Source organism: Clostridia bacterium (assembly GCA_012840125.1).
In the GTDB taxonomy this organism is placed as follows: domain Bacteria; phylum Bacillota; class DULZ01; order DULZ01; family DULZ01; genus DULZ01.
In genome coordinates this window covers 1-5,972 of the sequence record DULZ01000036.1, presented here as the reverse complement: position 1 = coordinate 5,972, position 5,972 = coordinate 1, and the positions used below count along the sequence as shown (strand labels likewise).

Below are 5,972 nucleotides of genomic sequence, written 5' to 3'. Positions count from 1 at the left end.
TTACACCTTTACACGGCACCGGGGGACGGCTGGTGCCGCAGCTATTGCGGGAGGTGGGCTTTACTTCCCTGATCCTGGTGGAGGAGCAAGCCGTACCGGATACGGAATTCTCCACGGTGAGCGTGCCCAACCCGGAGGAAGAGGCGGCCTTTGACCTGGCCCTCCGGTATGCCCGGGAACAGGGAGCGAGTTTAATCCTGGCGTCTGATCCCGACGCCGATCGCCTGGGGGTGATGGTGCGGGATGAGGATGGCTGCTACCGGAAACTCACGGGGAATCAAATCGGGGTTCTTTTGCTGCATTATCTCCTGTCCCAGCGACAAAAGCAGGGAATCCTGCCCCCGGACGGGGTTGTCATGAAAAGCATCGTTTCCACGGACCTGGCAGCCCAGGTGGCAGCCGGGTTTGGCGTCAGAATGCAGGATGTGCTGGTGGGCTTTAAATACATCGGGGAACAGATCAAATTAATGGAGGAGCAGGGAACCGGCACCTATCTCTTCGGTTTTGAGGAGAGCCACGGTTATTTAGCCGGTACTTATGCCAGGGATAAAGACGCCGTGCAGGCGGCAGCCCTGGTGGCGGAAGCGGCCCTGTATTACCGGGAGATAGAGGGCAAGAGCCTCTTGGACGTGCTGGAGGACATTTACCGTACCTACGGGTACTATTTGGATGAACAAGTGGCCATGTCTTTTCCCGGTCTGGCAGGCCGGGAAAAAATCCATCGTCTTATGGCTAATTTGCGGGCTTTGGATAAGTTGACCATTGGCGGCCTGCCCCTGGCCTCCCGGGAGGACTACTTGTCCGGGAAGGGCCTGCGGGTGCAAGAGGGGCAAGAGTATCCCCTGAGCCTACCCCAGGCCAACCTGCTGCGTTTCAGTTTCCAAGGGGGCGGGTATGCCACGGCCAGGCCTTCCGGCACAGAGCCGAAAATCAGGTTTTATTTCTGTGTCCCGGGTGAAACCCGGCAAGCAGCACAAACCAGGCTGGCGGCAGTGAAAGAGGAGTTTCTGCAGCTGGCCGGGGTAAAGGACTTGTAGCCTGCTAAAAGGGGCTCATGGGAAGGAGTATCTCCCCTGGGCCCGGTTGTTTTTGTCACCGGGGTTTCCATGTTCCTCTTTACACGGGCCCAAGGATGTCATAAAATATAGACAATTCCATGACTCGGGGATTGCCGGTGGGAGAGTTTGACTGAGTAGGTGAAAGTCGTGGAAAACGTCCGGTTAGCGAAACTGCATCCGGAAATCCGGGCCCAAGAAGCGAAAATGGAGGGAATGAGGCAGGTCCTCCGGCAAGAGCATGCCCGCCACCAGCATAAAATGGTGCAATACGCCAAGAAGGCGCAGGAAGAGGCCGCCCAGAGGCGCAATTTAAAGCATGATTTTAGCATCGATGCCTACGGGGAACCGGCGCCTGACAGTGTCTTTGTGGACGTGGTGGCTTTTGTCAAGGATGACCGGACCGGTTGGGAACTGCACCGTTTCCCGTCCCGTTATGCCATGGAACTGGGACGGCAAGCCCGGCAGCGGAACGTGGAACGGATCCTGGATTTGCTAGTGTAGAGCCCGGTATAGCTCCCGCCTATTGTGGCAGACTAAATCCAAGGAGGCGGTTGGCTGATGTGTCCCGATAAGAATTTTAACGTAGATAAAGACCCGGTGGCCAAGAGGCTGGCAGCCCACCGGAAAAAAGTAATGCAGAACCCGGGTAAGGCCGGGCTGGCACCGCGAAATTATGACCGGCAAAAGGGATAAACCAGGAAAGCGAATTGGTCGTTGACCGGTTCGCTTTCCTTTTGTTTGGGACTGCCCCCCTTGGAATTTGGCTTGCAGTTGTACACAAGTAGATCTACAATGGGAATCATAAGTGATCTTTAGCAGAACGGTGGGGAGGGGAGTTATGGATCAGCAAGCTTCTTTAAGGAAATATGCTTTAGTATCGGCTACCATGGCGGCCTTTTTGACTCCCTTTATGGGCAGTTCCATTAACCTGGCCATCCCTGCAATTGGCGAGGAATTCCAGACCAGTGCGGTCCTGTTGAGCTGGGTCGTCAGCAGTTATTTATTGGCTTCGGCTGCTTTCCTAGTACCCATGGGGCGGCTGGCGGACATGATCGGGCGGAAAAAGGTTTTTATCAGCGGTATTTTTTTGTTTGCCCTTTTTTCTTTCCTGTCGGGGCTGGCCCGTAACATTCAAACCTTTCTCCTGTTCCGGGTGCTCCAAGGGGCAGGTAGTGCCATGATTTTTGGCACCAACATGGCAATCCTGACTTCGGTCTTCCCGCCCCAAGAGCGGGGCAAGGCGTTAGGCATCAACAGCGCCTCCGTTTACCTGGGCCTGTCCCTGGGCCCGGTATGGGGCGGGTTTCTGAATCACCGCTTTGGCTGGCACTCCATTTTCTTTTTCTGTGCCTTGCTGGCCTTAATTGCTTTTTTTGTCATCCTGTTTAAACTGCCGGGGGAATGGATCGGGGCAGGGCAGGAGAAATACGACGGTACGGGAGCCGTCCTTTACATGCTGGGGTTAATCGGCTTTATGTACGGTTTATCATCCTTTACCAGTGCCGGCTGGGGGCCCTACGTGTTGGTGGCCGGTATCCTGGTCTTAGCGGTATTTATCTATTATGAAACCAAAGCTCCTTACCCGTTGATGAATTTAAAGCTGTTTAAGAGCAATATTGCTTTTACCTTTTCCAACTTGGCGGCTTTTATTAACTACAGTGCTACTTTTGCCGCCACTTTCTTGCTGTCCCTGTATTTGCAGTCGGTGCGGGGCTATGATTCCCAGGTGGCGGGGCTGATCCTTTTGGCCCAGCCGGTGGTGATGGCGGCGCTGTCGCCTGTTGCCGGGTCCATCTCGGACCGGGTGGAGCCCGGTAAGGTTGCTTCTCTGGGCATGGCCATTACCACCGTCAGCCTGTTTGTGTTTTGGTTTCTAGGGCCCAACACCTCCATTCCCCTGGTGATGGCCAACTTACTCTTGATGGGCGCCGGCTTCGGCCTGTTCTCTTCCCCTAATACCAATGCAGTGATGAGCTCGGTCAAGCGGGAAGTGTACGGGTTGGCGTCTTCCACGCTGGGCACCATGCGGTTGGTGGGGCAGTCGGTGAGTATGGCCATTGTCACTTTAATGATGACCCTGTTTATCGGCCATGTGGAACTGGAATACGCTTCCCAAGAAGCGCTGGTGCAGTGCACTAAGGTGTCCTTTGTCGTCTTTGGGGTGCTGTGCTTGATCGGCGTCTTTGCCTCCCTGGCCCGGGGCAACGTGCGCGCGGTGCAAAAAGAATAAGGATAAAGGAGCTGCCTGCGAGACGGCGGCTCTTTTTTTTTTATGGGAATGGTCTTGAGACGCCTTGACCGGTTGGACAGGAAAACCTGGCGGGACCTATTGACAAGGATGGAGATATATTGTATATTAAGTGTACTAGTGTAAACAGTACACTTAATACATTTCATACACATCAGATGGGAGGTGCAGGGGTGCTCCAAATCGATCCGCGCAGCAGCAAGCCGCTTTACGAACAGATTGTAGACGGGATCAAGGAAAACATTGTGAAGGGGATTCTGCAGCCGGGGGATAAACTTCCTTCCGTGCGGGAGATGTCAACGTTGCTCATGGTTAATCCCAATACGGTGAGCAAGGCTTATCAAGAGTTGGAGCGGGAAAGAGCCATCGAAACGGTGCAGGGCAGGGGGACCTTTATTTCCCAAAACTATCAACCGAAGAGGGATGAGGAAAAGTTGCAGGGGTTGAAGGAATTATTGAAAAAGGTGGTTATCGAGGGTCATTACCTGGGCCTGGCCCGGGGGGAAATTGTGACCCTGCTTGATGAAATCTACCGGGAGTTAGAAGAGAGGTGATGAATTCATGATCGAGATCAATGAAGTCACGAAAATTTTGGGCGGCCGGGAAGTACTCAAAAGAGTATCTTTAAAGGTGCCCCAGGGCACAGTCTTCGGCTTGGTGGGAGAAAACGGCGCCGGGAAAACCACCTTGATCAAGTGCATCACCGGCATCTACCGGCCTGAACAGGGTCAAGTCCGCGTCGGTGACCAAGAGGTCTTCGACAACCCGGCGGTAAAAGCTAAAATCGGCTATGTGGCGGATCAGAACCAGTATTTTCACGGGATGAAGATTAAAGAAGTGCTGCGCTTTTACCAATTGTCTTACCCGCGGTTTTCCGGGGAAAGATTCCACGGTTTAAACCGGCTGTTCCAACTGGATTTAAACAAAAGGGTGAAAGACCTGTCCAAAGGGATGAAGATGAGATTAGCTTTGGGCTTAAGCCTCAGCATTTATCCTGAGGTGCTGGTTCTGGATGAGCCCACCTCCGGCTTGGATCCCTTGGCCAAAAGACAGGTCACCGGCCTGCTGCTCCGGGAAATAGAAGAGCGCCGGGTCACGGTTTTTATTTCCTCCCATCATTTAAGCGATTTGGAACGGATTTGTGACCAGGTGGCCATGATCAGCCAGGGGGAGATCAAGTATGTTAATTCCCTGGAAGGAATGAAAAGAAGCATGAAAAAGCTGCAGGTGGTTTTCCGGGCAGAACCGCCCCAGGATTTGCGGGATTGGTCGGAAGTACTGTCTTTGGAACAAGTGGGACGGGTGCATTACCTGGTGACCGGAGAGTATTCCCAGGCTCTGGTGGAGAAACTGCGCCGCTGCGGGTTGGTGCTGCTGGAGGAAGTGGATTTGAGCCTGGAGGATATGTTTATTTATGCCGCCGGGGAGGGATTACGCCATGACGAAGTACTGGTCTAAAGCTGTGTTCTATAGAGAATGGCAGCTGTGCATTTGGATCGGGACCCTGTTGTCCGGTTCCCTGATCTACAACCCGCTGACGGAGATGATCTCTCACCTTAATCACCTGAAGTACCTGGTTCAAACCGGTGAACCGGCTGCCGCCGGCGTGGGCCAATGGTTTGGTGATCTCCTGGTTTGGAGTGATACTCGCAGCCTGTTGTTTCTGTTGTTTCAGGTATTGCTGCTGGTTATCATCCAATTCCACGACCTGCGCCGGGAACCCACCGGTGACTTGCTGGCCAGCCTGCCTTTTACTCGCCGCCAGCTGGTTTTTACCAAGTGGGCCACCGGCATGCTGACAATCGCCGTTCCCTTTTTGCTGATTTATCTCTTGCTTTCGTTGTTTTATTGGCTTCAGCGGGATTGGATTATTGATTCTTACTGGTTGATACCCCAGTGGACCCTTCTTCATTGGATGTTCCTGGCCTGTTTTTACAGTTTCCTGTTCCTGGTGCAAGCGTTGATGGGCCAGCATGTGGCGGCGGGTATAATCGGCATGATCTGCACCATGATTCCCTGGTATTTGCTCACCACCGTTCCTGTTGTGTTCAGGGAACTGCTGGGTTTGGAAACCCTGGACAGGTTGCGGGACCTGAGCCGGTACACTGTATGGAACCTGGTGCTTAACGCCCGGGCAGAGTACTTGCCGCCTGATTGGACTACTTACCAGTTTATCTACACCAATTTCTGGTTCAGGATACTGGGTATGCTGGTGGTAATAGCCGGGTTATACCGGCTGGCAGAGTGGGCCTATGGCCGTAATCCCTTGGAGAGAAACGGGCAGCTGTTGATGTTCCCCTTTCTCGAGCCGGTGCTGATCTGGGGCTTTGCCGTTTGTTTCGGGCTGCTGGCCACCCTGGTTTTCGGCCTTGGCTATGATACCGGTTTTTTGGTCCTGGCAGCAGGAACTGCTCTTGGTTACTGGCTGGCCAAAAAGGTAGTATTACATTACCAGAGATAAGGTGGGCCGCAGCAAACAACCAAAAGGTGGGTGCCGCAAGGCCCCTGGTGAGCCCCAAAAGGACCGTCCTTTTGGGGCTTCTTGTGCGCCCGGCATGGGCGCTGTCTATAGGGTGAAAGTCCCGAACGGCGAAGGTAGCAGTAGCCGTAGCTTAAGACAAGGGTGTCCGTCGTGAGGCGGAATCTGAAGGAAGTCGGCGGCAAAC

General features: G+C 53.8%; 6 protein-coding genes. All 6 read left to right on the top strand.

Annotated elements, in window-relative coordinates:
- A partial coding sequence (locus GXX34_03930) for a phospho-sugar mutase (GenBank protein ID HHW06676.1) occupies positions 1-1,037 on the top strand: 1,037 nt, incomplete at its 5' end.
- Positions 1,038-1,196: 159 nt separating this feature from the next.
- Entirely contained in the window at positions 1,197-1,559 is a 363-nt protein-coding gene (locus GXX34_03925) for a hypothetical protein (GenBank protein HHW06675.1), read from the top strand.
- A gap of 337 nt (positions 1,560-1,896) precedes the next feature.
- Entirely contained in the window at positions 1,897-3,288 is a 1,392-nt protein-coding gene (locus tag GXX34_03920; protein ID HHW06674.1) for an MFS transporter, read from the top strand.
- Positions 3,289-3,479: 191 nt separating this feature from the next.
- On the top strand, positions 3,480-3,860 hold the full coding sequence (locus tag GXX34_03915; GenBank protein ID HHW06673.1) for a GntR family transcriptional regulator: 381 nt from the start codon (positions 3,480-3,482) through the stop codon (positions 3,858-3,860).
- Between the two features lie 7 nt (positions 3,861-3,867).
- Positions 3,868-4,764, top strand: coding sequence for an ABC transporter ATP-binding protein (locus GXX34_03910; GenBank protein HHW06672.1), 897 nt, complete (start codon positions 3,868-3,870; stop codon positions 4,762-4,764).
- Positions 4,745-5,767, top strand: coding sequence for a hypothetical protein (locus GXX34_03905; GenBank protein ID HHW06671.1), 1,023 nt, complete (start codon positions 4,745-4,747; stop codon positions 5,765-5,767). Before GXX34_03910 ends, GXX34_03905 begins: the two co-directional genes overlap by 20 nt.
- The last annotated feature ends 205 nt before the right edge of the window (positions 5,768-5,972 follow it).

What these genes read in the sequence shown, in the direction of transcription:
- GXX34_03920 (HHW06674.1), top strand. Translation starts at nt 1,897, where the DNA reads ATGGATCAGCAAGCTTCTTTAAGGAAATATGCTTTAGTATCGGCTACC.
- GXX34_03910 (HHW06672.1), top strand. Translation starts at nt 3,868, where the DNA reads ATGATCGAGATCAATGAAGTCACGAAAATTTTGGGCGGCCGGGAAGTA.
- GXX34_03905 (HHW06671.1), top strand. Translation starts at nt 4,745, where the DNA reads ATGACGAAGTACTGGTCTAAAGCTGTGTTCTATAGAGAATGGCAGCTG.